Origin of the sequence: Lachnoclostridium sp. An196 (genome assembly GCF_002160135.1) — a bacterium.
In the GTDB taxonomy this organism is placed as follows: domain Bacteria; phylum Bacillota; class Clostridia; order Lachnospirales; family Lachnospiraceae; genus Hominiventricola; species Hominiventricola avistercoris.
In genome coordinates this window covers 217,857-242,137 of sequence record NZ_NFJZ01000005.1, presented here as the reverse complement: position 1 = coordinate 242,137, position 24,281 = coordinate 217,857, and the positions used below count along the sequence as shown (strand labels likewise).

28 protein-coding genes, 1 tRNA gene, 1 riboswitch and 1 other annotated feature are annotated in these 24,281 nt (G+C 49.9%); of the genes, 24 read left to right on the top strand and 5 right to left on the bottom strand.

Going from position 1 to position 24,281, the window contains the following annotated elements; all coding sequences use genetic code 11:
- Positions 1-117: 117 nt before the first annotated feature.
- Both B5F29_RS08150 and B5F29_RS08145 read right to left on the bottom strand, forming a co-directional pair.
- Positions 118-999, bottom strand: a complete 882-nt coding sequence (locus B5F29_RS08150; protein ID WP_087154129.1) for a DUF2812 domain-containing protein — start codon at positions 997-999, stop codon at positions 118-120.
- Positions 992-1,324: a PadR family transcriptional regulator gene (locus B5F29_RS08145; protein WP_087154128.1), complete on the bottom strand. Its 333-nt coding sequence runs from the start codon at positions 1,322-1,324 to the stop codon at positions 992-994. Before B5F29_RS08145 ends, B5F29_RS08150 begins: the two co-directional genes overlap by 8 nt.
- A 182-nt stretch (positions 1,325-1,506) precedes the next feature.
- Between B5F29_RS08145 and B5F29_RS08140 the strand changes: the two genes are divergently transcribed.
- The 7 genes from B5F29_RS08140 to thiC all read left to right on the top strand — a co-directional run bounded on the left by B5F29_RS08140 (position 1,507) and on the right by thiC (position 7,441).
- On the top strand, positions 1,507-2,061 hold the full coding sequence (locus tag B5F29_RS08140) for a prolyl-tRNA synthetase associated domain-containing protein (RefSeq protein WP_087154127.1): 555 nt from the start codon (positions 1,507-1,509) through the stop codon (positions 2,059-2,061).
- Between the two features lie 24 nt (positions 2,062-2,085).
- Positions 2,086-2,940 carry a ComEC/Rec2 family competence protein gene (locus B5F29_RS08135; RefSeq protein ID WP_087154126.1) on the top strand — a complete coding sequence of 285 codons (855 nt, stop codon included), beginning with the start codon at positions 2,086-2,088 and terminating at the stop codon, positions 2,938-2,940.
- 50 nt (positions 2,941-2,990) lie between these two features.
- Positions 2,991-3,098, top strand: a riboswitch (TPP riboswitch).
- 72 nt (positions 3,099-3,170) lie between these two features.
- The gene (gene thiW / locus B5F29_RS08130) at positions 3,171-3,683 is read left to right on the top strand and encodes an energy coupling factor transporter S component ThiW (RefSeq protein WP_087154125.1); all 513 of its coding nucleotides are present in this window, start codon (positions 3,171-3,173) and stop codon (positions 3,681-3,683) included.
- 1 nt (position 3,684) lies between these two features.
- Positions 3,685-4,482 (top strand): hydroxyethylthiazole kinase, encoded by a 798-nt coding sequence (thiM, locus tag B5F29_RS08125; protein WP_087154124.1) that lies wholly within the window; start codon positions 3,685-3,687, stop codon positions 4,480-4,482.
- Positions 4,479-5,114: a thiamine phosphate synthase gene (gene thiE / locus B5F29_RS08120; RefSeq protein WP_087154123.1), complete on the top strand. Its 636-nt coding sequence runs from the start codon at positions 4,479-4,481 to the stop codon at positions 5,112-5,114. Before thiM ends, thiE begins: the two co-directional genes overlap by 4 nt.
- Before the next feature lie 188 nt (positions 5,115-5,302).
- On the top strand, positions 5,303-6,100 hold the full coding sequence (thiD, locus tag B5F29_RS08115) for a bifunctional hydroxymethylpyrimidine kinase/phosphomethylpyrimidine kinase (protein ID WP_087154122.1): 798 nt from the start codon (positions 5,303-5,305) through the stop codon (positions 6,098-6,100).
- A 30-nt stretch (positions 6,101-6,130) separates the two neighbouring features.
- Positions 6,131-7,441, top strand: coding sequence for a phosphomethylpyrimidine synthase ThiC (gene thiC, locus B5F29_RS08110; RefSeq protein ID WP_087154121.1), 1,311 nt, complete (start codon positions 6,131-6,133; stop codon positions 7,439-7,441).
- Between the two features lie 51 nt (positions 7,442-7,492).
- On the opposite strand, the gene B5F29_RS08105 is transcribed toward thiC, so the two are convergent.
- Positions 7,493-8,140, bottom strand: a complete 648-nt coding sequence (locus B5F29_RS08105; RefSeq protein ID WP_087154120.1) for a DUF3786 domain-containing protein — start codon at positions 8,138-8,140, stop codon at positions 7,493-7,495.
- A gap of 170 nt (positions 8,141-8,310) precedes the next feature.
- On the opposite strand from B5F29_RS08105, the gene B5F29_RS08100 reads away from it, so the two are divergent.
- Both B5F29_RS08100 and sigE read left to right on the top strand, forming a co-directional pair.
- Positions 8,311-9,090 (top strand): sigma-E processing peptidase SpoIIGA, encoded by a 780-nt coding sequence (locus B5F29_RS08100; protein ID WP_087154119.1) that lies wholly within the window; start codon positions 8,311-8,313, stop codon positions 9,088-9,090.
- Positions 9,091-9,100: 10 nt separating this feature from the next.
- Positions 9,101-9,841 (top strand): RNA polymerase sporulation sigma factor SigE, encoded by a 741-nt coding sequence (gene sigE, locus B5F29_RS08095; RefSeq protein ID WP_087154118.1) that lies wholly within the window; start codon positions 9,101-9,103, stop codon positions 9,839-9,841.
- Between the two features lie 58 nt (positions 9,842-9,899).
- Here sigE and sigG read toward each other — a convergent pair whose 3' ends face one another.
- Positions 9,900-10,676 (bottom strand): RNA polymerase sporulation sigma factor SigG, encoded by a 777-nt coding sequence (sigG, locus tag B5F29_RS08090; protein WP_087154117.1) that lies wholly within the window; start codon positions 10,674-10,676, stop codon positions 9,900-9,902.
- 77 nt (positions 10,677-10,753) lie between these two features.
- On the bottom strand, positions 10,754-11,032 hold the full coding sequence (locus B5F29_RS08085; protein ID WP_242955607.1) for a YlmC/YmxH family sporulation protein: 279 nt from the start codon (positions 11,030-11,032) through the stop codon (positions 10,754-10,756).
- Positions 11,033-11,146: 114 nt separating this feature from the next.
- Between B5F29_RS08085 and nrdR the strand changes: the two genes are divergently transcribed.
- The 15 genes from nrdR to B5F29_RS08005 all read left to right on the top strand — a co-directional run bounded on the left by nrdR (position 11,147) and on the right by B5F29_RS08005 (position 24,253).
- The gene (gene nrdR / locus B5F29_RS08080; RefSeq protein WP_087154116.1) at positions 11,147-11,596 is read left to right on the top strand and encodes a transcriptional regulator NrdR; all 450 of its coding nucleotides are present in this window, start codon (positions 11,147-11,149) and stop codon (positions 11,594-11,596) included.
- A gap of 8 nt (positions 11,597-11,604) precedes the next feature.
- A complete protein-coding gene (locus B5F29_RS08075; protein ID WP_087154115.1) occupies positions 11,605-12,126 on the top strand; it encodes a shikimate kinase in 522 nt (173 codons plus the stop codon).
- A 91-nt stretch (positions 12,127-12,217) separates the two neighbouring features.
- A complete protein-coding gene (gene efp, locus B5F29_RS08070; protein WP_087154114.1) occupies positions 12,218-12,775 on the top strand; it encodes an elongation factor P in 558 nt (185 codons plus the stop codon).
- A 205-nt stretch (positions 12,776-12,980) separates the two neighbouring features.
- Positions 12,981-13,844, top strand: a complete 864-nt coding sequence (locus B5F29_RS08065; RefSeq protein ID WP_087154113.1) for a DUF5688 family protein — start codon at positions 12,981-12,983, stop codon at positions 13,842-13,844.
- An 86-nt stretch (positions 13,845-13,930) separates the two neighbouring features.
- Positions 13,931-14,004: transfer RNA gene (locus B5F29_RS08060), tRNA-Arg, on the top strand.
- A 72-nt stretch (positions 14,005-14,076) separates the two neighbouring features.
- Complete coding sequence (locus tag B5F29_RS08055) at positions 14,077-15,339, top strand: SH3 domain-containing protein (protein ID WP_087154112.1); 1,263 nt, start codon at positions 14,077-14,079, stop codon at positions 15,337-15,339.
- Between the two features lie 54 nt (positions 15,340-15,393).
- Complete coding sequence (locus B5F29_RS08050) at positions 15,394-15,831, top strand: hypothetical protein (protein WP_087154111.1); 438 nt, start codon at positions 15,394-15,396, stop codon at positions 15,829-15,831.
- A gap of 108 nt (positions 15,832-15,939) precedes the next feature.
- Positions 15,940-16,671 (top strand): pseudouridine synthase, encoded by a 732-nt coding sequence (locus tag B5F29_RS08045; RefSeq protein ID WP_087154110.1) that lies wholly within the window; start codon positions 15,940-15,942, stop codon positions 16,669-16,671.
- Between the two features lie 4 nt (positions 16,672-16,675).
- Positions 16,676-18,631: an NAD-dependent DNA ligase LigA gene (ligA, locus tag B5F29_RS08040; protein ID WP_087154109.1), complete on the top strand. Its 1,956-nt coding sequence runs from the start codon at positions 16,676-16,678 to the stop codon at positions 18,629-18,631.
- An 18-nt stretch (positions 18,632-18,649) separates the two neighbouring features.
- Entirely contained in the window at positions 18,650-19,462 is an 813-nt protein-coding gene (locus B5F29_RS08035) for a mechanosensitive ion channel family protein (protein ID WP_087154108.1), read from the top strand.
- Between the two features lie 91 nt (positions 19,463-19,553).
- On the top strand, positions 19,554-20,315 hold the full coding sequence (gene larB / locus B5F29_RS08030) for a nickel pincer cofactor biosynthesis protein LarB (protein WP_087154107.1): 762 nt from the start codon (positions 19,554-19,556) through the stop codon (positions 20,313-20,315).
- Positions 20,299-21,831: a cardiolipin synthase gene (cls, locus tag B5F29_RS08025; protein ID WP_087154106.1), complete on the top strand. Its 1,533-nt coding sequence runs from the start codon at positions 20,299-20,301 to the stop codon at positions 21,829-21,831. Before larB ends, cls begins: the two co-directional genes overlap by 17 nt.
- A 41-nt stretch (positions 21,832-21,872) precedes the next feature.
- The gene (locus tag B5F29_RS08020) at positions 21,873-22,331 is read left to right on the top strand and encodes a CBS domain-containing protein (protein ID WP_087154140.1); all 459 of its coding nucleotides are present in this window, start codon (positions 21,873-21,875) and stop codon (positions 22,329-22,331) included.
- Positions 22,297-22,734, top strand: coding sequence for a GatB/YqeY domain-containing protein (locus B5F29_RS08015; RefSeq protein ID WP_087154105.1), 438 nt, complete (start codon positions 22,297-22,299; stop codon positions 22,732-22,734). The genes B5F29_RS08020 and B5F29_RS08015 overlap by 35 nt, the downstream gene beginning before the upstream one ends.
- Positions 22,735-22,803: 69 nt before the next feature.
- Positions 22,804-23,046, top strand: a binding site (T-box leader).
- A gap of 145 nt (positions 23,047-23,191) precedes the next feature.
- The gene (locus B5F29_RS08005) at positions 23,192-24,253 is read left to right on the top strand and encodes an ABC transporter substrate-binding protein (RefSeq protein ID WP_087154104.1); all 1,062 of its coding nucleotides are present in this window, start codon (positions 23,192-23,194) and stop codon (positions 24,251-24,253) included.
- Positions 24,254-24,281: the final 28 nt, after the last annotated feature.

Sequence of the window (24,281 nt, the reverse complement as noted above, 5' to 3'; positions counted from 1 at the left end):
ATTATAGCAGAAAACAGGAGATTTCGCTCAAAAATTTCCTGCAAAATCAGCAAAAAATAAAGTATGGTGGAATTTACCTCTGCACTGGAATTTAAAATTTCAATTTAGCCAGCCGCATTAAGATAATCTTAAAATGACCGCTGTAACGATTCCGAGAAGAATCAGAAGGAGTATCAGACCGCTTCCCCAGTAAATCAGAATATTCATACGGTTGGAAAATGCTCTTTTTTCTCTGAGCCAGCGCAGTATTCTGGAAAAGAATAACAGCAGCAGGAAGAAAAAAAGGAGCCAGATCACAAATCCAATGACCGCATAGGAGAAATATTCTGAGGAAGAGACCGAGCCTAATGTCCAGAAGACATAGATGAAAGCGATGGCCAAAATCCCCACGGTCCAGCAGGTGTTCTTCCGACGGACTGTTCTCCAGTCGGCAGAGGGCAGTGTTCCGGCTGTGGAGAGCGTTATATCTGCCCGGCGCTTCCAGCTCAGGAAACTTCCGATGGTATACCCGGATGCGCCAAGCAGCAGTAATACGCAGAGCCCGTTGACATTCAAAACCGTACCCTCCCGGTAACAGGCGAGCAGATTCGGGAGCGCGATCAGGCCAAAGAGAACAGCTATCATCTTGCTGTTGCTGCCTTCGGCCTGGATAATGTGCTGGCAGCGCATCTCGGGATCTGTTTCCACATCGGCCACATCGGGATCTTCTGTGCGGAAAACATGAAAATATCCGCTGTAACCGACGTAATCCCAGCCGGCTTCTTCACAGAATTCCCGGTATCCTTTCTGCCCGGGAGTCTGGTTGGATGCGTAGACGCTGGGGCGTTCCATGATTTCCACGCAGTAACGGACAGGATGCGGGGGACAGGATGTGAAATGCAGGAATACATTTCCTATCTTTTCCAGCTTCCAGCCCTGCAGGGCCATGTCTTCCAGATAGTTTTTCAAAGCATCCGATTCATGTACCAGGAAATTGATCATTACATATTTCTTACTCATTTGGTTTTCCCTCCTTTTCTGCCAGATAAGGCGTGCCGTCCCGTATCAGTGTCTGCAGACGCTGATATTCTGTCTTCAGCATCTGCCGGCCTTTTTCTGTGATGATATAATAGCGTTTCCGGCCTTCGCAGCCGGTCTGGCGGATCATCTGCTGTTCTTCAAACCGGGCGAGAAGTGTGTAAAGGGTGCCCGGACCGATCCGTATGCGCCCTTCAGACAGTTCGATGACCCGTCTGGAAATATCTGCGCCGCACTGTTCTTCCCAGAGAGAGAGCAGAATATAATACATCTGTTCACTGAGGCTCTGGAATTGTTCTCTTGCCATGTCATCCTCCTACTTCTTTTAACAATATCGATATTCGATAATAAAAGTATAATATCGAATATCGATATTGTCAATACCATTATGAAATCTTTATAAAGCAGGTGAAGATCTGATTGCCCGCAGATGTGGCATGTGTTAAGATGGTATCTAATCATGGGACAACAGGAAAGGATAGAATACAGATGATAAATTTGGACAGACATATATATGAAGGGCGGCCGGCGGATACCAGCGGGCGGCTGGAAAAGGAAATCCGTACTTATGATCTGCTGGACGAACTGGGGATCCGTTATCAGAGGGTGGATCACGAGGCCGCCATGACGGTGGATGACTGCAGGGGTGTAGATGAACTGCTTGGGATCGACATCTGCAAGAACCTGTTTCTGACCAACAGCCAGAAAACAAAATTCTATCTGCTGCTGATGCCGGGAAAGAAACGTTTTGTTACCCGGGAGTTCTGCGCGCAGATTCATTCACCCCGGCTTTCTTTCGGGAGTCCGGAACTGTTGGAGCGGACTCTGGATCTGACGCCGGGATCGGTAAGTATCCTGGGGCTGATGAATGACAGCGAAAAACAGGTGCAGCTGGCGATTGACAGGGAAGTCTATGAGGAACCATATTTTGGGTGTCATCCCTGTATCAATACCAGCAGTCTGAAGATGGAATCCCGGGAGATCTGGGACAAATTTTTGCCGGCAGTGGGACATGATCCGATCTTTGTGGATCTGAAAGGATAATGGAAGTAAGGGGCGGAGGATAGAATGCATAAAAAACAATATCTGGGAGCGGCAGCGCTTGCGGCAGTTCTCATAGCTGCCTGGTCTCTGACACAGTGGATGGGAAGGGCGGGACGCATAGACGACGGTTTTAAAATCACAGCGCTGCCGGTAGGCAAGGCGGATGCCCTGATCCTGCAGGAAGGTGACACCGTGGTTTTGATTGATACCGGGTATGAGGATAATAGCGCATATCTGCTGAGTGAACTGCAGAAAAGAGGAATTGACAGTCTGGATCTCCTGATGATCACACATTTTGACAAAGACCATGTGGGAAGCGCTTCCTATATTATGGAACAGATGGAAGTGGAATCTGTATGGATGCCGGACTATGAGGGAGACCGGGAAGAATATACAAAATTTCTGGCATGCCTGGATGGGTATGAGAATGTGGTGCGCGTGACAGAACCATTCCAGGAACAGCTCGGGGAACTGTCTTTTACCATATATCCGGCGGAAGATCCGGAAGAGATCCAGGATACAGATGGAGAATATGATAATGACATGTCCCTGGTGGCAAGCGTGACATATGGCGAATGCCGCTTCCTGTTTACCGGAGACATCGAGAAGACCCGGATAGGGCAGATGCTGGATACAGAGGCGGACTGGACGCATGACTGGATCAAGATGCCTCATCATGGAAGATATCAGAAGGCATTGCAGGATCTGCTCGAAGCCGTGCAGCCTTCCTGGGCGGTGATCTGCTGCTCGGAGGAAGAACCGGCAGAGGATAAGACGCTGGAACTGCTGGCAGAAGAAGGCGTATCTGTCTGGGACACGTCCGAACAGGCCGTGGTGACAGGATGCGACGGGAGCAGGATCAGTGTGTGGGAGGAGTGAGAAAATTGTTGCAAAATTCCATGCGCTGCATTATAATGCATTTAAAAGTAAATATTGCGACGGGGAGCTGGCTGAAGCCGGCTGAGAGGAGACTGAGTGGTCTCGACCCAGAACCTGATTTGGATAATGCCAACGTAGGGAGAGATACCGGAAAATGACTGGGGACGCCGTTGGCGTCCCCGTTTTTGTATGGGCGTTTGTCCAACAGGAGGAAGAGAGGAGAATGGAATATGAGAACAAACGATGCAACGAAAAGGATTGCCCTGGCTGGAGTGCTGACCGCGATCGCGGTGGTGGGGAGCATGCTCAGCTTCCCGGTGGCAGGCAGTAAATGCGCGCCGGTTCAGCATATGGTCAACATCCTGGCGGCAGTGACACTGGGACCCTGGTGGAGCGTAGGCATTGCTTTTGCGGCAAGCCTCCTGCGGAATATCCTGGGTCTGGGAAGCCTGATGGCATTTCCCGGCAGCATGGTAGGGGCGCTCTGCTGCGGATTGATGTATATGGGTACCAGGAAACTTGCTCCTACCTGTGTGGCGGAAGCGCTGGGTACGGGGATTCTGGGAGGAATTGCAGCCTATCCGGTGGCAAAATTCCTCATGGGAGCAGAACCGGTAGGCCTTTTTGTGTACGTAGTGCCGTTCCTGGTATCTACAGTGGCGGGAAGCATTCTTGCCTTTGCGCTGATTACGGTTCTGGAGAAAGGCGGAGTGTTCCGGCAGATCATGGGAACGCAGAGATAAGATGGAGAGAAAAGAAATACTTGCGAAACTTCATCTTGTGAGGCCGCGGATCCATTGCCTGACGAATCCGGTCACCATGCAGGATGTGGCGAACATCCTGCTGGCGTGCGGAGGAAGCGCGATCATGGCGCAGGATCCGGAGGAAGCCGAAGAGATCACGGCAGAGTGTCATGGAACACTGCTCAATACAGGAGTTCCGGACAGAGAAAAGTTTCTGGCCTGTGTGAGAGCAGGGCGGAAAGCCAATGAACTGGGACATCCGGTGATCCTGGATCCGGTGGGGGTGGGCGCAAGCCGCTTCCGCCGGGATGGATTAAGGGAACTGCTGAGTCAGGTAAATCCGTCGCTGATCCGCTGCAATCAGGGCGAAGCATGTACGCTTCTGCACCTTCAGCGCGGGGTGGCAGAGGGAGTGGAAAGCGGGATAACACTGGATATGGACGGCCGGAAAAAGGTTGCCGAAGAACTGGCCCGGGCCTACAGCTGTACGGTGCTGGTCAGCGGAAACCAGGACGTAGTGTCTGATGGTGAGAGGACAGAAAGCATAAGCGGCGGTGACCGGAGAATTGCCAGGATTACAGGAGGCGGCTGTATGCTGTCCGCGCTCTGCGCCATGTTTGCTTCCGCCGGCACAGCGGCATATGAAGCGGCTCGGGAAGCAGGACGGATCTGGAAAGAAAGCTCCGAGGCGGCGGGACAACATATAGATACGGCAAAAGAAGGGATGGGAAGCTTTCATCAGTATTTGTTTGATGAGGCGGACCGGATCTGCCGGGGAGAGGAGATTCAGACAGAATGAAGATAGGATCAGAGAAACTTCGATTGTATGCGGTGACAGACCGGAGCTGGATGAAAGAAGGAGAGACGCTTGCAGGGGTCCTGGAAGAGATGCTGGACGCAGGAGTAACCTGCGTACAGCTTCGGGAGAAAACTCTGGATGACGCGGCTTTTTTGTCAGAGGCAAAAGCAATAGGAGCGTTGTGCCGGAGATATGGCGTACCATTTATCGTCAACGACCGTCCGGATATCGCGAAGGAGGCAGGAGCCGACGGCGTACATGTGGGGCTGTCGGATATGGGGATTGAGAAAGCAAGAGCCTATCTGGGAGACGGATTTATCATAGGAGGAAGCGCGCACAATGTGCAGGAAGCGCTGGCGGCACAGGCGGCAGGCGCAGATTATATCGGCTGCGGAGCCGTATTTGGAAGCAGTACGAAAACAGACGCGACAAACCTTTCTCTGGAGGAACTGCAGGCCATCTGCAGAGCTGTAAAGATCCCTGCCGTGGCCATTGGAGGCATACGGCTGGACAACGTACAGAGACTGAAAGGGAGCGGGATTGCCGGCGTGGCTGTGATCAGCGGGCTATTTGCGGCAGAGGACAAAAAAGAAGCGGTACGGAATTTCCTTGATTCGGAAAAATGTTTTTAATAATTTGAGGTAACAGTTCAGGACGGCGGGAAAAAGAGGGCAAGAAGATGCCGTCCTGAACAGATACAATTTGGGAAAAGATACCGCTGTACACAGCGGATCTCTGCCCGGCACGGGCAGAGCGGCCGACTGGGGGCACCACTTTTGGCCGCTATAGAAAATCATGTTGTTTTAAAAGGAGGATTTATATGAAAACAGCATTGACAATCGCCGGAAGTGATTCCAGCGGAGGCGCCGGCATCCAGGCAGATATCAAGACGATGACCGTTCACGGTGTATATGCCATGAGCGCGGTGACCGCCCTGACTGCCCAGAATACGACCGGCGTGTATGGAATCATGGAGGCAGACCCGGAGTTTCTGGCGAATCAGCTGGATTGCATTTTTACAGACATTCGTCCGGATGCGGTAAAAATCGGGATGTTGTCTTCCGGGGAGATTATGAAGGTGGTGGCAGAGAAACTTCGCCGGTATGAGGCGGAGCATGTGGTTCTGGATCCGGTAATGGTATCCACCAGCGGTTCCCGCCTGATGCAGGAAGAAGCTGTCCAGGTCATGAGAGAACAGCTGTTTCCTCTGGCAGAAATGATTACTCCCAATATTCCTGAGACGGAAGTCCTTTCCGGGATGGAAGTCCGGAATGCGGAGGATATGGAGAAAGCGGCGGCAAAGCTTCAGAAATCCTGCGGCTGCGCGGTTCTCTGCAAAGGCGGTCATCGGGTAAACGACGCCAATGACCTGCTTTGCATGGATGGAGGGATGCGCTGGCTTCCCGGAAAAAGAGTGGACAACTCCAACACCCATGGAACAGGATGTACTCTGTCCAGCGCCATTGCCAGCAACCTGGCACTTGGTTACAGCCTGGAGGAATCCGTGAGGAGAGCGAAGGCATACCTTACCGGAGCCCTGGAGGCAGGACTGAATCTGGGAAAGGGATCCGGTCCGGTCAACCATATATATGGTCTGAGATGGGAACCGGCTATGTGAATATAATTTTTACCGAAAAGGAGAATGGAAATGGAACAGTATACAACACAGATGGATGCGGCAAGGAAAGGGATCGCCACAAAAGAGATGAAAATTGTGGCGGAAAAGGAAAAGATGCCGCTGGAACAGCTGATGAAGCTGGTGGCAGAAGGAAAAGTGGTAATCTGCGCCAATAAGCGCCATACCTGTCTGGATCCGGAAGGGGTCGGCAGTATGCTCCGCACCAAGATCAACGTGAATCTGGGCGTGTCCAGAGACTGCAAGGACTACAATATTGAGATGGAAAAAGTAATGAGCGCGGTGAACCTGGGGGCAGAGGCCATCATGGATCTGTCCAGCCACGGCAATACGCAGCCCTTCCGTCAGAAACTGACCCGTGAATGCCCGGTTATGATCGGTACGGTTCCGGTCTATGACAGCGTGATCCATTACCAGAGAGATCTGGCCACGCTTACGGCGAAAGATTTTATCGATGTGGTGCGCCTTCATGCAGAGGACGGCGTTGATTTTGTTACACTGCACTGCGGAATTACGAGAAAGACCATCGATCAGATCCGGAAACACAAGAGAAAGATGAATATTGTCAGCCGGGGCGGAAGCCTGGTATTTGCCTGGATGAGCATGACCGGTCAGGAAAACCCGTTTTATGAATACTTTGATGAGATCCTGGACATCTGTGAACAGTACGATGTGACCATTTCTTTGGGCGATGCATGCCGTCCGGGATGTCTGGCGGACGCCACGGACGTATGCCAGATCGAAGAACTGGTGCGCCTGGGCGAGCTGACCAAACGCGCATGGGACCATAATGTTCAGGTAATGGTGGAAGGACCGGGCCACGTGCCGCTGAATCAGGTGGCTGCCAACATGGAGGTACAGAAAAGTATCTGCATGGGAGCGCCGTTCTATGTACTGGGACCGCTGGTGACGGATATCGCGCCCGGATATGACCATATTACCGGTGCTATCGGCGGGGCGGTGGCCGCCATGAACGGCGCGGCGTTCCTGTGTTATGTAACTCCGGCGGAGCATCTGGCGCTGCCGAATGTGGATGATGTGAAGCAGGGAATCATCGCTTCCAAAATCGCCGCGCATGCGGCAGATATCGCCAAAGGGGTTCCGGGAGCCAGAGACATTGACGACCGCATGGCAGACGCCCGCCGTAAACTGGACTGGGATGAACAGTTCGCCTGCGCGCTGGATCCGGAGACGGCGAAGATGATCCGGGACAGCAGAAAGCCGGAGGATGACCACAGCGATACCTGCAGCATGTGCGGAAAATTCTGTGCGGTGCGCAGCATGAACAAGGCATTGGCCGGAGAATATATTGATATCCTGTAACTGACTGTGGCCCCGGCAGATCGTATGTTTGCCGGGGCCGGTTTTTCCGGTCTAAAAACCCCCGGAGTGAAGCGGTATTCCGGATGCTTCCGACAGACGGGCCAGCCCCTCCGAGGCGATGGAGACGATGCTCTCCACATGAATGAAGTCCACGCAGTTTCGCCGGAAGAGAATATTAGACTGAGCCGGAAACTCGTCGTCTCCGTCCCAGAATAAAAATCGTACCGGAATACATGGAAATGCATCCAGTTCATAGCCCATATCGGAGATATTTAATTTCCGTCCCCCCAGAGACAGGCACGCCTGTTCTAACTCTTTTATATGTCCCGAAAAAGTTCCTGAAAATATATGAATGACAGAGCGCTGGAAAGCCGGGCCGAAAGGAGAGGCGTCTTTCAGGTCACGGAAAGGAATCCAGTCGTCCGGATCGGAGATCTTGTCTTTGCAGTACCAGAATAATGTATAGATGTTCAGTTTGGTGAACAGTGAGACAGGGATGTCACTGTCCAGGCAGCGGATGCTTCCGTCTTGAAGGCTGACCGCGTATCTGCGGTGAAAGTGCGGGATCATAAGCCGGGAGCCGTCAGAATAGATCCCGGGAAGTTTTTTTATCAGCGCATCAGTGTCTAATTGAAGAAAACGTTTCTGCCAGTCGGCGCACAGTGTTTCATAGTTGTCTTTTGAAATACTTTTTTCCATAGCATAGACCTCCTTGGATTTTCCTTTTTATTGTATCAGGACAGCAGCGGGAAGACCAGAACAAATGTCGAATTTTGAAGTAAAAAAAGCTGTCCGGAACCGCAGTATCCGACAGAGATTTTAAGGCCTCCTGCCTATAATGGGGATTACCATATGAGAGAGGGTGGCAAGTGTACTACGAAGTATATGCAGATGTGCTGTTCGTAAAAAACTTCTGGATGGATTTTCTGCTGCTGCTGGTCACGGCCTGGGCAGGACGGATTCCGATCCGGCTTCGGAGGATTCTGATGGCGGCTGTTCTGGGAGGCGCCGGTTCCTGTGTGCTCACTATAATGTCGGCGAAGCTGAATGGCGCAGGGTATTTTCTGGGGACCCTGATGCTGGCTGCAGTGATGACATGGGCTGCATATCCGGGCCGGAGATATCTGGGAGAACGCATATTGTCTGTGTATCTGGAAGGTCTGCTGCTTGGCGGCATGGTACAGTATCTGGAACAATTCCATAGACTGGCAGGTATCTGGTTCCTGGGTCTTGGCACTATGGCGGCGCTTCTGGTACTGGCAGGAGAAGCGTATCGGAAATACCGGCGTCATAAGGCAGCTTTGGCATGCAAGGTTATGATCAAGCATGGCGGCAGCCGGGTAGAGCTGGAGGCACTGTATGACACAGGGAACAGTCTGCGGGACCCGATATCCGGAAGGCCGGTGAGTATTCTGGAGAAAAGCGTGCTGCAGATGATCCTGCAGCAGTCCGATTATGAGAATCTGCCGAGAGTCATTCCTTACCGGACCATTTCACAGGAAGGCCTTCTTGAGGCGTATACCCTGGAAGAGATGGAGGTGGAGTGTCCGGACGGCATCCGGATATTAAAGAAGCCGCTGGTGGCTTGTATGCCGGGAGAGACAGGGCGGTACCAGATGATACTTCATCGTGACTTGCTATCCTCATAGAGGAGGCATTATGATTATCAAGGTGACGATTCCACATCAGATTCAGCTGAAGGTTGCTCCGCGGTTTAAGAGTATGTTTTTTTCCCAGAAAGGAGAAATACATTATATCGGAGGAGCAGAGATCCTGCCGCCGCCGCTTAACGCAGAGGAAGAGACAAAGGCGATTCTGGGACTGGAGACGGAACATGAACAGCAGGCGAAGACGACGCTGATTGAGCATAACCTGCGTCTGGTCGTATACATAGCAAAAAAATTCGATAACACAGGAGTAGGTGTGGAAGATCTGATCTCCATCGGGACGATCGGACTGATCAAGGCTATTAACACTTTTAAAAGGAATAAAAATATTAAACTGGCTACATACGCGTCCCGGTGTATTGAAAATGAGATATTGATGTATCTGAGAAGAAACAGCAAACTGCGGATGGAAGTATCGATCGATGAGCCGCTGAATGTGGACTGGGACGGCAACGAACTGCTTTTGTCTGATATTCTGGGAACAGACGAAGACATTATTTACCGGGATCTGGAGAACGAAGTGGAGCGAAAACTGCTGAAAAAGGCTTTGTCCAAACTTTCCAAGAGGGAAAAGACAATCATTGAACTTCGTTTTGGATTGAATCATCCGGCGGGAAAGGAGATGACCCAGAAAGAGGTGGCGGATCTGCTGGGAATCTCCCAGTCATATATTTCCAGACTGGAGAAGAAGATCATCGGGAGGCTGAAGAAAGAAATCGTAAAATACGAATAGAAAAAACAAGGACTGCCCTGAAAATGATCTGCGATTCAGGACAGTCCTCTTATTTGACTTATTTAAGATAGCTGCGCATGGTTTTCAGCGCGTTTTTTTCCAGACGGCTGACCTGCGCCTGGGAAATATGGATTTCTTCCGCTACTTCCATCTGCGTTTTGCCCTCAAAAAATCGGAGATTGATAATGTGATTTTCCCTAGGAGACAGGCGTTTCATGGCTTCGGAGAGAGACAGTTTTTCCACCCAGTTTTCTTCTTTGTTTTTTCGGTCGCTGATCTGATCCATTACATAGAGGGTGTCCCCGCCTTCTGTATAGACCGGGTCGTACAGACTTACGGGGCTCTGGATCGCGTCCAGAGCATAGACGATCTCTTCCTTTGGAATACCGACAGCATCGGAAATTTCCTGGATGGTGGGTTCCCGGGAGTTCTCTTTCAGAAGTTTTTCCTTGGCATAGATTGCTTTATAAGCGGTGTCCCGCAGGGAACGGCTGACGCGGATACTGTTGTTATCCCGCAGATAGCGGCGTATTTCGCCTACGATCATAGGGACTGCGTAGGTGCTGAATTTTACGTCCAGAGTGCAGTCAAAGTTGTCGATAGCTTTCATAAGCCCGATACAGCCGATCTGGAACAGATCATCCGCATTTTCACTGCTGGAGGAAAAACGTTTGATCACGCTGAGCACCAGCCTTAAGTTTCCTTTGATGTACAACTCTCTGGCTTCCATATCCCCTTTTTGTATCCGCTCAAAGAGCATTTCTTTTTCCTCATTCGTAAGAAGCGGAAGTTTCGATGTGTTGACTCCGCAGATTTCTACCTTGTTCAAAATCATTGCTTCCCTCCTGCCGTGTCACATTTAATAAAAGCATTTCCCAAAAAAATCTGGTTATGCAGAGGGAAATAAAATAATCAATGCCAGATTTTTCTTTGACTGAGAACATCTTCTGCGCAGACCTCTACCAATATAATGTCAGGACCGATCTGACAGATCTTATTCCAGGGAATGACGTATTCCTGATCCGGTCCGAGAAGTCCGCAGAGACGGAAGGGGCCGGGAATGACGATGGCGCAGATCCTTCCGCTGCATTCGTCGAAAATAAGATCGCAGATCCGTCCAAGTTTTTTGCAGTCGCACCGGTTGATCACATCTTTTTGTTTTAATTCACAGAAACGGATATGATTTTTCATGATTTGCCTTTTTTCATTATTGTATGCGGAAAGTTGCAGGGTTCATGAAAAGCAACGTATGATTGACAGGAAAAATGTTCCTGTTATATACTGATACAGATAAGGAGGATTCTAATGAGGTGTCCATTTTGCGGAAAAGATAATACCAGAGTGATAGATTCCAGACCGGCAGAAGACGGAAATGCGATCCGGCGCAGGAGAGAGTGCGATGTGTGCAGGAAACGTTTTACGACTTACGAAAAGGTCGAGATGATTCCTCTGATCGTGATTAAGAAAGACAACAACAGGGAGACTTACGACCGTTCCAAGATAGAAGGCGGCGTATTCCGCGCCTGCCATAAACGGCCCATTTCCGCAGACCAGATCAAGTCAATGATCGATGAAGTGGAAGCGGGAATCTTTAAAAAAGAAGCGCGCGAGATATCCAGCCGCGAGATCGGAGAGATGGTGATGGAAAAGCTGAAAGACCTGGATTCTGTTGCGTATGTACGTTTTGCATCCGTATACAGGGAATTTAAAGATGTAAATACGTTTATGGATGAACTGAAAAAAATGTTGGGATAGAGGATGACATGGACAATCTGATTTTAATTGGTTTTATGGGCGCGGGAAAAACGACGGTTGGGAAACTGCTGGCCCGGGAAAAGGGGCTGCAGTTTGTAGATACGGACGACCGGATCGTCGCCGAGCAGAAACAAAGTATCCCGGATATCTTTTCAAAGTATGGAGAGTCCTTTTTTCGCGATCTGGAAACGGATCTTCTCCGGAGAATGAAGGAGGATACCAGGCACTCCGTGATCTCCGTGGGAGGCGGGATGCCGGTCCGGGAAGAGAACAGGCAGCTCCTGCGCGCTCTGGGATGCGTGATTTATCTTACCGCGGAAAAAGAGACGATTCTGGGAAGAGTAAAAAGTGACGGCAGCCGTCCGATGCTGAACGGAGAAGATCTGGAACAGAGAGTGGAACGGCTGATGAGAGAGCGGGAGAGCAGTTACCGGAAAGCGGCCCATCTCTGCGTCCGGACAGATGGAAGGAATGTGCATCAGGTGGCACAGATTATCCGGCAGGAGACACGCCGGATTCTGGACGCCTGAAAAAACAGTTGAAATAATAGCCATTCTATTATAAAATAGTATAAACTGTGAGGATTATGCGTTCCTCACACAACGTAAGGAGGAAAACAGAATGATTTCAGCAGGAGATTTTAGGAACGGCATTACCTTGGAGATCGAGGGAAATGTTTATCAGATTTTGGAGTTTCAGCATGTAAAACCGGGAAAAGGTGCTGCTTTTGTCAGAACGAAACTGAAAAATATCATCAATGGCGGTGTAGTTGAGAAGACTTTCCGTCCCACCGAGAAATTCCCGGCGGCACGTATTGATCGCGTGGACATGCAGTATCTGTACAGTGATGGAGACCTGTTCCATTTTATGAATACAGAAACCTTTGATCAGATCGCTCTGAATGCCGACGATATCGGAGACGCTCTGAAATTCGTAAAGGAAAATGAAATGGTGAAGATCTGCTCTTACAATGGAAACGTGTTCGCAGTAGAACCGCCTCTGTTTGTAGAGTTGGAGATCACCGATACAGAGCCGGGCTTCAAAGGAGATACGGCTACCGGAGCGACCAAGCCGGCTACGGTTGAGACCGGCGCTGTCGTAAGCGTACCGCTGTTTGTAGAGCAGGGAGACAAGATCAAGATCGATACGAGGACCGGAGAGTACCTGTCCCGCGTTTAATACGGATATCAAAGATCTGAACGACATGTCAGGCGGTTTGGCCTCCGGGGCCTGGCCGCCTGATATTTTTCGCAAATTCAGGCTTGCAATCTGCAGGGGAATCCGGTAAACTGTATATCAGATATAAACATTCTTGTGCTTTCGCACACTGATTCCACAGATACAATTTCATATTGAGACGGCAGGGAAAAGAAAAGGGGTAATTATGACATACACACAATTCCTGGATATGCTGGAACAGGAGATCTGTCTGTTGGCGGGAGAAGAGGAGCATATTCACAGAGTACGTGTACTGAAGAACAACAGCGTGAAAATGGATGGCTTTTCCTGCTGCGTCAGAGGACGAAAAGAGCAGCCGACGGTTTACGTGAATCATTATTATTATGAAGGTATCCACAGAGGCGAGATCCGTAAACTGGCGCAGCAGATTCTGAAAGTGCAGAGGGAAAGCCTGCTGGAAAAAGGAAATGATCTTCTGCAGGTGCTGGAATACGAAAAAATGAAAGAACGGATTTACTACCGTCTGATCTCGCGGGAGAGAAATGAAGAACTGCTTCGGGATGTCCCGCATCTATTCTGGCTGGATCTGGCGGTAGTGTTTTATCTGAAAATCCCGGAAGAGATTATTCGCAACGCAACTGCGTTGATTCATAACAGTCATATGAAACAGTGGGGGATTGATCTGAAGGAACTGTACCATATTGCTGCAGAGAATATGGCGGAAATCCCGGTTATGTTGGAACCCATGGAGCAGCTGCTGGAGGGGTATGGTCTGGAAGGGAAGACCAGCGGTATGTATGTGCTGGGGATCCGGGAAAGGGAGTATGGCGCGGCTGTGATGCTGATTCCTGATGTGCTGCGCCGGTGTTTCCGGCAGATCGGGGAAGAGTTTTATGTGCTTCCCAGCAGTATCCATGAAGTGATCCTTCTTCCGGTCAGTTATTCGGGCAATCCGGCAGAATTGGAGGCGCTGGTAAAGGAAGTAAATGAGACCTGCGTAACCCCGGAAGACTATCTGAGCGGACATGTGTATCGTTATTTTTCTGATACGGGCGAGCTGAAAATATAAAAAAATTATAAATATTACGGATTTATTACAAAAAACATTTGCTTATTTCCTCAACTTAGTGTATGATAGTTGAGGTAATAAGCCATGCACCTGTAGCTCAGCTGGATAGAGCACGGGCCTCCGACGCCCGGTGTCGCAAGTTCGAATCTTGTCAGGTGCATTTTTCATATGCAAAAATGGCCGGCTGCTGTCGGCAGAGGTACACAATGATTATTTTGGCAGGAGGTTTGATATGGAACAGATGAAGTGGAAAGAGTTGTTTATGAAATACAAAGTTCAAATCGGAGTTGTTGTAGCGGTAATCCTTGTGGTAGCTGTGGCGGCGCTGGCAGGAGGCGGAAGCGCGGCGAACCAGGAAAGTACGGCTGAGGAAGCGGCGCAGGGCAGCGACGCGGAGACGACAGAAGACACAGCGGAAGCCGTGGAAGAAGAGCCGAATGAGCTGGAGGAGAATACTCATGCCTCTATTGAGCGTCTGATCGAGAGATACTGCGAATATATGGCGAGCGGAGATGTGGATTCTCTGGAAGCGATTGTAGACGTGCTGACGGATGAGGATAAGGCAAGCATACAGAGCCGCTCGGCGTTTATAGAAGCTTATGAGAATGTGACTTCTTACACAAAAGACGGTCCGGTGGAAGACTCCTATATTGTATTTGTATGTTATGACATGAAGCTGATTAATATCGAAACCAGCGCGCCGGATATTATCTGCCTGTATGTCGGCCCGAAGGATGAGAGCGGAAACCGCCTGATCCATTATGGAGATATTGATGAAAGCATGCAGGAATATGTGGCGGAGCTGGAGCAGGATCCGGATGTGCAGGCGCTTTACGACGATGTCCGAACCAGATACCAGCAGGCACAGGAACAGGATCCTACGCTGGCGGAATTTATTCAGAGAATCAGCGGAGAGCTGACGGAAGAATCAGCTGAGAGTCAGGAGACAACAGAGACAACGGAGACGGAAGAGACAGAGGAACCGGCTGAGGAGACTGCGGATACCGCCGAGGCAGGAGAAACCGCAGAATCTGCAGAAACGGCGGAGGAAACCGGTGAAGGAACAGTTCTGAACCGTCAGACACGAGTCGCGGAAAGCGTCAACATGCGTGCGGAAGCGTCAACGGATTCCGAGAGGCTGGCATTGATCTATCAGGGAGAGACTGTAACACAGATCCAGGCTTACGACAATGGCTGGAGCCAGATTGAATATAATGGGGTAACCGGATATGTTATGACCGAATATCTGGAAGGCAGTTCCGCTTCGGCGGATACCTCCGGGGAGGAACAGAGCGCCGGAACATCTTCCGAAAGCCGTCAGACGAGGGTGACGGAAAGTGTCAACATGCGCGCGGAGGCCTCAACAGATTCCGAGAGACTGGCGTTGGTTTATCCGGGAGAGACTGTTACACAGATTCAGTCGTATGACAATGGCTGGAGCCAGATCGAGTATAATGGGATGACCGGATATATTCTGACAGAATACCTGGAATAGAAAAGTAAAAAGCTCCATACCCTAGTAGCAACTACCAGGGAAAGGAGCTTTTTTATGTTATCAGGAGCAGACAGAGCCGTTTTAGATGAGAGTTTTCGAAACGCGCAGATGGGCCGGGAAGCGATCAACGCAGTGATCGGGAAGGTAGAGGATGATGATCTGGCATTAGATCTGAATCGACAGGCCTGCAAATTTGTGCAGCTGGAAGAGAAGCTGCAGAAGGAGTATCAGAAAGCAAAAGAGACGCCTCCGGAGGAAAAACTGCTTAACCGTACTATGTTGTGGGGAGGCATTCAGATGAATACGCTGCTGAATGCAAGTACAGAGCATCTGGCAGAACTCATGATCCAGGGAAATACCAGAGGAATTACAGATTTAATGAAGGTTGTGAAATCGAATAAAAGCGTTCAGAAAGAATATTATGAACTGGCACAGGAACTGATGGATTTTGAAGAAAAAAATATCGAAAAATTGAAGGCTTATTTGAAATAAGGCATGTTTTGCATTGACCGTGCCTGTCGGGAACGACCGGCCGGCGCGGCAATGGATTATTTACTTCTCTTGGCAAATTTGATAAGATGGTGAGGGAGGAAAACAGATATGATTCGTTTAAATAAATATATGAGTGAGGCAGGGGTCTGCTCCCGCAGGGAAGCGGACCGTTTGATCCTGCAGGGCCGCGTTCTGGTGGACGGGAAAACTGCACAGACCGGAATGCAGATTCAGGAAGGTCAGAAAGTGGAACTGGACGGAAAGCCCGTCGTGAAGAAAAAAAAGGAGCGGATTACTTTAATTGCAGTCAACAAACCTCGCGGGATCGTCTGTTCGGAGGTCAGCCAGGGCGGCGATCAGAATATTATAGAGTTTCTGGGATATCCCAGAAGGATTACATATGCAGGCAGACTTGACAAGGATTCGGAAGGGCTGCTTCTGATGACGGATGATGGCGATCTGATCAATCAGATGATGCGGGGAGCGAATCTTCATGAAAAAGAATATGAAGTCATGGTAGACAGGCCGTTTAATGAACGGTTCCTGAAGGATCTGGAAGCGGGGGTGTATCTGAAAGAATTGGACGTGACCACCCGTCCGTGCAGAGCGGAGAGAATAGGAAAGCGCAGATTCCGGATTATTCTGACTCAGGGGCTGAACCGCCAGATCCGCCGGATGTGCAAAGAACTGGGGTATCATGTACAGGAACTGAAGCGGGTACGGATTATGAACATTCGCCTGGGACATCTTAAGACCGGCGGGTGGAGGAATGTAACAGATCAGGAACTGGAAGAACTGCTGGAATTGCTGCAGACAGACAATACAGAGACGGAGGACTGACAGAATGGATAAACTGGCACGCATACGGGAGCTGACCGCCCTTTTGGGTAAAGCGTCCAAGGCGTATTATCAGGAAGACAGGGAGATCATGAGTAATTATGACTATGACCGTCTCTATGATGAACTGGCGGCACTGGAACAGGAGACAGGGGTAGTGCTGGCCGGGAGCCCTACAGCGGAAGTGGGATATGAAGCGGTGGACGAGCTTCCCAAGGAACGACATGAGAGTCCGATGCTTTCCCTGGATAAAACCAAGGACGTGGCGGCACTGGCGGATTTTGCCGGAGACCATGAGGTGCTTATGTCTTGGAAACTGGACGGCCTGACAGTGGTGCTGACTTATAACCAGGGAGAACTTAAGAAAGCCGTTACCAGGGGAAACGGAGAAATCGGTGAGGTAATTACCAATAATGCCAGAGTGTTCCGCAATGTGCCGCTTTCAATTCCATGTACTTCAGAAGTGGTACTGAGAGGTGAGGCAGTGATCCGGTATTCGGATTTTGAACGGATGAACGCGGAGATACCGGAAGAAGAGGCCAGATATAAGAACCCCAGAAATTTGTGCAGCGGATCTGTGCGTCAGCTGAATAACGAGATTACAGCACAGAGAAACGTATATTTCTATGCGTTTTCTCTGGTGCGCGCCGATGGGGTGGATTTTGAAAATTCCAGAGAGAGCCAGTTCCGTTGGATGAAATCTCAGGGATTTGATGTAGTAGAGTATAAAAAAGTGACGGGTGCAGGCGTTCCGCAGGCAGTGCGGGAATTCTCAGACGCGATTCCCGGGAATGATCTGCCGTCGGACGGACTGGTCTGCATTTATGAAGATATTGCCTATGGACAGTCACTGGGCAGTACGGCAAAATTTCCAAGAGATTCTATTGCGTTTAAATGGAGAGATGAGATCCGGGAGACTACGCTTGTCAGGATGGAATGGAGTCCGTCCAGAACCGGTCTGATCAATCCTGTCGCCGTTTTTGAACCGGTGGAACTGGAAGGGACGACCGTCAGCCGTGCCTCCGTTCATAACCTGAGTATCATGAAAGCGCTTAAGCTTGGGATCGGAGACCGGATCACGGTATATAAAGCGAATATGATCATTCCGCAGATCGCAGAAGATCTGACGGGAAGCGGCAATATCGAGATCCCGTCTGTCTGTCCGGTCTGCGGAGGGACAACCTGTATTCAGAAAACCAATGACGTAGAGTCTTTGTACTGTACCAATGCCGAATGTCAGGCAAAAAAGATCAAGGCATTCACGCTGTTCGTAAGCCGGGATGCCATGAATATTGACGGTCTTTCGGAGATGACACTGGAAAAATTTATAGGAAACGGATTTGTCAAAGAGTATGCAGACTTGTATCACCTGGACCGGTACCGGGACGAAATTGTTCAGATGGAAGGATTTGGAGAGAAATCTTTTCAGAATCTGATGGATAGTCTGGAACGATCCCGTCATACTACTTTGCCGAGGGTAATCTACAGCCTGGGAATTCCTAATATTGGCCTGGCCAACGCAAAGGTGCTTTGCCGGGAATATGGATATGATCTTGACAGTCTGAGGAGTGCGGGAGCGGAAGATCTGAGCCGTATTCCGGGAATCGGAGAAGTGATCGGAGCCGGAGTGGAGACTTATTTTGCCGATCAGGAGCACAATCGCTGGCTGGATGATCTTCTGAAAGAACTGGATATTCAGAAAGAAGAAACAAGCGGACAACCCAGGAATCTGGAAGGAATGACGATTGTTATTACCGGGTCGTTAAATTATTTTGAAAACAGGAACGCTTTGAAAGAAGCGATTGAAGCCAGGGGAGGAAAGGTAACGGGAAGTGTTACTTCCAAGACAGACTGTCTGATCAACAATGATCTGACATCCAATTCATCAAAGAACAAAAAAGCAAAAGAACTGGGCGTTGAGATCCTGGCAGAACAGGACTTTATGGATCGGTTCCTGAAATAATATACAGGAGGACTGACTATGGATGAACTGACAAAACTGGAACAGTTTCTGCCGAAAATCCTGGAAATCGGCGGTTCCCTGATCTGGGCGCTCGCCGTCCTGTTTATCGGGCTGAAACTTTTAGGACTCCTGCGTAAAATACTGCGCAGAGCATTAGACAGATCCAGCGTGGACACAGGAGTAGTTCAATTTCTGGACGCGCTGGTAAAAATTGTATCCTATGTAGTACTGGCACTGATATTGATGTCTCATTTTGGTATTCAGACGGCTTCTTTTATCACGCTTTTGGGTACAGCCGGCGTGGCAGTCGGTTTATCGCTGAAAGAGAGTTTATCCAATATCGCCGGCGGAATCGTGATTCTTCTCACAAAACCTTTTTCTGTAGGCAATTATATTCAGACCAGCGGAAATGAAGGCACAGTGGTGGAAATCAACCTTTTTGCCACGATTCTTCATACGGCGGACAACCGGAATGTGGTTCTTCCCAACGGAGCTCTTGCCAACAGCAATATTGTGAATTTTTCTGCCAATGACACACGCCGCGTGGATATGAGCGTGGGAGTGGCTTACGGCACAGATTTGAAAAAGGCGAGGGAGATTATAGAAGGAATTCTGAACGCAGACGAGAAGGTCCTGAATGATCCGCCTTACATAGTGGCTGTGGACAGTCTGGATGACAGCGCAATCACCATTCTGGTACGTCCCTGGGTGAAATCGGAGGATTACTGGGATGTGAAATGGAGAACCATGGAACTTTTGAACAATCGTTTGACGGAAGCCGGAATTGAGATCCCGTTTCCGCAGATGTCGGTTCATATTCAGAAGGGCTAGTTCTGCAATCTTAAACAATTGTTCATGAAAAGTTTATGGAAAATCCACAGAGAAAAAGGTATACTAGGAAGCGTATGCAGGGGTGAGATAAATGGATGTAAATGAGATCCTGGAGAATGTAAGATCCGGACAGATAAAGATAGAGGAAGCGGAAGAACTTTTAAAAAAACTGCCGTACGAAGATCTGGACTATGCCAAGATCGACCAGCATCGGAAGCTGCGCCAGGGATTTGAAGAAGTTATTTACTGCCAGGGCAAAGAACTGGAACACCTGATCGGCATCTGCCGCCGGATGGCGGGAGAGAGGATCAACGTTCTGGCGACCAGAGCGTCCGCAGAACAGGCGGAGTCGGTCATGAAAGAGCTGCCTGATTTTCAATATGATCCTGCGTCACGCATTCTGAAAGCCATATACCACGAGACTCCGCAGGTCGGCAAGATTGTGGTCTGTACCGGGGGAACCGCGGATATTCCTGTAGCAGAAGAAGCAGCCAGTACGGCGGAGTTTTTCGGGACCAGGGTAACGCGTCTTTTTGACGTGGGCGTGGCAGGCATCCATCGCCTTCTGAATAACATGGATGTATTTGAATATGCTAACTGTGTTATTGCAGTTGCCGGCATGGAAGGCGCTCTTCCGGGCGTAGTGGCCGGACTGGTGGACGTGCCGGTGATTGCCGTTCCCACCAGCGTGGGATACGGGGCGAATTTCGGAGGCCTTTCCGCGCTGCTGACCATGATTAATTCCTGCTCTAACGGAATTACCGTAGTCAATATTGACAACGGCTACGGAGCAGGTTATGTGGCGACACAGATCAATCGACTGGCGGTGAATGGACATGAAAAGAATCGGTAGAATTTTAACGAGCCGGCTGGTGCTGGTAGGACTGGCTATAATTCTGCAGCTGGCATGGTTTTTCTTTTTTATGGAGCGGCTGACCAGTTACTCCGTGTTTATCAACGGATTTTTCCGTGTGGCCAGCATCTTTGTTCTTCTTTACCTGATCCGCAAGGATGAAAGTTCGGCTTACAAGATCGCATGGATCATCCTGGTCATGGGTCTGCCGCTTTTTGGAGGCATCTTGTATCTGCTGATCGGCAACAAAAAGCCCAGCAAAAATCTGGCGGTCCATATGGCGGAAGTGAAAGGCGAGATGAGCGAGGAACTCGTTCAGAACGAACAGATACTGAAGGAGATAGAAGAGCATGCTCCGGATGTGGCGGGAAATATCCGCTATTTGGGTGAGTATGGTCCCTATCCGGTCTGGAAAAACACACAGGTGAAATATTACCCGGTAGGAGAAGCGATGTTCGCGGACATGCTCCGGGATCTGGAAAAGGCGGAACATTACATTTTCCTGGAATATTATATCATTGAAGAGGGGATTATGTGGAATACCATGCTGGAGATTCTGGAGCGGAAGGTCCGGGAAGGCGTGGATGTACGTTTGATCTACGATGATGTGGGCTGTGTGTCCAAACTGCCGTATCAGTATGCGCAGCGAATGAAAGAAAAAGGAATCAAATGTATGGCGTTTAACCGCTTCGTGCCATTTCTGTCAGTGGTAATGAACAACAGGGATCATCGGAAAATTCTGGTGATCGATGGTCATACCGCTTATAACGGTGGGATTAACCTGGCGGATGAATATATTAACGAAAAGGTCCGTTTCGGGCACTGGAAAGATACCGGCGTGCGGATTTACGGGGAAGCGGTCTACAGTTTTACACTGATGTTTCTGGAGATGTGGAACGCGTTCCGGGAACCGGATCTGGATTACAGTATCTTCCGTCCGCGCAGATGGCATACAGATTCTTTTGAAAGCGACGGTTATGTTGTCCCCTATGCGGACACGCCGCTGGACAATGAAGAGCTTGGAGAGAATGTCTATATCAATATTCTGAATCAGGCGAAAGATTATGTCTATATCGCTACGCCGTATCTGCTGATCAGCGATGAGATGGAGAATGCGCTCTGCCTGGCGGCGAAGCGCGGAGTGGATGTGCGCATCCTGATGCCGGGAATCCCGGATAAACCGGTGGTATTTTTCATGGCCAAATCTTACTATCCGCCCCTGCTGAACGCAGGCGTGCAGATCTATGAATACACGCCGGGGTTCGTCCATGCCAAATCTTACGTATGCGATGACCGGATCGCCACTGTGGGGACGATCAATATGGATTTCCGGAGCCTGTATCTTCATTTTGAATGCGGGACATTCCTGTACGGCTGCAGGGCGGTTTTGGACGTGAAAAAGGATATGGAGGACTGTTTTAGGCAATGCCATCAGGTGACATTCAGCGATTGCCGCCAGGGCCTTCTGGGAAATCTGTTTACTTCGGTGCTGCGTGTGCTTGCGCCGTTGATGTAGAGGGCAGTCCGTGCATGGACTGCCGGAAAAAGGGGATAACTATGAATGTGTTGTTTTTTTTGACGCCGAAAAGCGAGGTGGCTCATCTGCATGAGGAGTGGACGCTTCGCCAGGCTATTGAAAAATTAGAGCGCAGCGGGTATTCAGCGATTCCGCTGATCGACCGCCAGGGACGTTACATAGGGACGGTGACAGAAGGAGATATTCTCTGGACACTGAAAAAAAGATATAATATGAATCTGAAAGACGCTGAAAATGTATCGATCCTGACCGTGGACCGCAGAATGGACGTACGTCCGGTATCTATTGACGCTACCATGGAAGATCTGGTGCAGACAGCCATGAACCAGAATTTTGTTCCGGTGACCGACGACAAAAAGATCTTTATCGGAATCGTTACCAGAAAAGATATTATCAGGTTCTGTTACGATGCATATGTCAAAAATCAGAAGGAGGAAATGTGCTATGAAACTGGAAGAATTGCAGAAAGCCATGATTGAGGCCATGAAGGCGAAAGACAAGGCGAGAAAGGAGTCCATCTCCGTGCTTGTTTCCGCTGTGAAGAAAGCCGGCATTGACGCGGGATGCAGAGAGGATATCCCGGAAGAAATGGTAAATCAGGCTGTTTTGAAGGAGATCAAGACGGTGAAAGAACAGATCGATACCTGTCCGGCATCCAGAACGGATCTGCTGGAAGAATATCAGGCGAGATACGCGGTTATGAATGAGTTCGCGCCGAAACTTCTGAGCGCGGAAGAAGTAAAAGAAATTCTGACTTCGAAATTTGCAGAGGTGCTCGCCACAAAGAATAAAGGCATGATTATGAAGACGGTGATGGCAGAGCTGAAAGGCAAGGCTGACGGCAAGGTGATCAATCAGGCGGTTGCGGATCTGACGAAATAGGCCGGTATTTTTGTGAAAAAAGCAGTTGACAAACCGGATGATCCGGCATAGAATATAGAACAGAAAGAAGAGAAACCGTTGAGAAAGAAGAGTAAGCTTTCCGATGAAGTCACAGAGAGCCGCAGGCGGTGGGATTGCGGTATGGAGCGGATTGCTGAATGGACTTTCGAGGGCAGCCCGAAATGCGAAGAGTAGGAACTGCCGGGAACCAAACCCGTTATCAATGAGGAGCGTATGATAGTACGCGTAGAGTGGACGAACGTCAATTTGAGTGGTACCGCGATTATAGTAGATATTATAACCGTCTCAAGCAAATGCTTGAGGCGGTTTTTTGCATAGGGAACAAAGCTCTGCAAAAAACACTTCGCGGGGACCGCACTGCGGCTGCAGTGGGGATTGCTCCACAACCAGGTTTCTTCATTTCGAAAATTATTTTATATCATTGGAGGAATGAAAAATGAAAAAGAAAGCAGTGAGCATCTTATTAACCATGGCAATGACGGCGGCAGCGCTTTCCGGATGCGGAAGCACTGCGGAAGAAAGCACAGATTCCACGCAGAGCACGGAGAGCGCGGGAGACGAAGGGGCGTCCGCAGAGACGGAAGCTTCTGCAGAAGGCGGTGCCTATAAAGTGGCGGTTGTGAAGCAGATGGACCATGCTTCCCTGGACGAGATTGCAGACGCAGTCTGCGAAGAACTGGACCAGCTGGCTCAGGACAATGGGGTAACCATCGAGTACGAGGTTTATTCCGGCCAGGGTGACCAGTCCGTTCTGAACCAGATCGGAACACAGGTGATCGCGGACGGCGTAGATGCGGTGATCCCTGTGGCTACGCTTGCGGCGCAGGTGATGGCGGTCTGCGCGGAAGAGACGCAGACACCGGTGGTATATGCGGCGATCTCCGACCCGGAGGCTGCGGAGATGACAGGAATTGATTATGTGACCGGTACATCGGATGCGCTGAATACAGAGTTTATCCTCGACATGATGCTGGCACAGAACCCGGATGTACAGAAGGTAGGCCTGCTGTATTCCCTGTCGGAAGCAAATTCCGAGACTCCGATTGCGGAGGCGAAAGCATATCTGGATGAAAAGGGAATCGCATATGAAGAGATGACCGGCAATACCAATGACGAAGTGATCGCGGCAGCCAGCGCGCTGATCGCGGACGGAGTAGACGCGGTGTTTACGCCCACCGACAATGTGATTATGGCCGCCGAGTTGGCGATTTATGAAGATCTGGCGGAGGCAGGCATTCCGCATTACACAGGAGCGGATTCTTTTGTCCGCAATGGAGCTTTTGCCACCTGCGGCGTAAATTATACAGAGTTGGGACGTGAGACGGCCGATCTGGCATACGAGGCCGTAACCGCTGGTATGGAAGGTATGGAAGATTACTATCTGATGGACGGCGGCATTATCACCGTGAACACGGAGACGGCCGAGACACTTGGGATAGATTATTCTGTGTTCAATGATATGGGAGAAGTTGTGGAAGTGACGACGACCGAAGAATAATTCTCCGGAGTCAGGAAAGGATGAGAGT